The following is a 918-nucleotide window of genomic DNA, read 5'->3' as shown; positions in this document are numbered from 1 at the left end:
ACTCGTTGAAGTCCCGCGGGGCGCTTGGGCATGGCGATGGTCTGTTGAGTGTTCAGGTGGGACGAGGCTGGAATCGCTCAGGCCGGCATGGGGGCCGCAGCGCGCTTGAGCGACACCACGAAGTCCCGGTCACCCACGCGGCTGAAGCGCACACAGTCACCCTCTACCGCGCCGCTACGCTCGAAGAAATCCCGTGTTTCGGAACGCGCGCGCAGGATCATCTTGACTCCATCGATATCGGCGTCCCGGACGCGGCCAGGCTGGAAGCTCACGCAGATCGATTTCCCCGGCTTCTGCTTGTTGTTGCCGCCGATGCAGTCAGACGGCAATAGCGCGCTGGCCGTGCGCAGATAGAAATGGTGGTGGCGCAGGTTGCCGCCCGTGATCGGAATGTCGACCCAGGTGCTTGTGGTGCCGGACGAGCGCGGGGCATCGGCCTTTGCAGTCGGGGCCGGCACGACCTTGGCCACGGCGGACCTCGAAACCGCTCTTGCCGTGGCTTGCTGGGTGGGTGCTGACATCGACTGCTGAGGGTCTTCATCCGGCACGTGTACCCACTTCACTGCACCGCTCTTGTGCTGGTAGGGCTTCGGCGTGGCCAGCACCTCGACATTGCGAAGTACCCAGGGCGTGGTCCAGTTAGCTTCAAATGCACTGGCAAGCTGGTCATCTGGAATGCCGTGGAAGCCTTGCGTCTGGCGCATCTGTTCCAGGCTCAGCGCCGGCAGGCAATCCACGAGCTCAGCACTCCCGACGATCAGCCCGGACCCGGCCCGGATCAGCGCAATGCGGCCACGGATGTGCGTGAGCTTCGATCTCATTTCCCAGCTCTTGGTGCCGGCAAGGATCATGTTGATCCATGGGGTGCGAATGACCAGTCCTTTCATGTTGTTATTTTCCCGGGTGCCAACATCGATA

At 62.5% G+C, this 918-nt stretch carries 1 protein-coding gene; it reads right to left on the bottom strand.

Features of this window, described 5'->3' with window-relative positions; translation table 11 throughout:
* Positions 1 to 77: 77 nt before the first annotated feature.
* A partial coding sequence (locus Q0D45_RS21000) for an ASCH domain-containing protein (RefSeq protein WP_293397700.1) occupies positions 78 to 918 on the bottom strand: 841 nt, incomplete at its 5' end.

The sequence above is a fragment of the Nevskia sp. genome, from assembly GCF_023266035.1.
Taxonomy (GTDB): Bacteria; Pseudomonadota; Gammaproteobacteria; order Nevskiales; family Nevskiaceae; genus Nevskia.
Note: the sequence above shows the minus strand (reverse complement) of the source record. Positions and strands in the feature narration are given on the sequence as shown.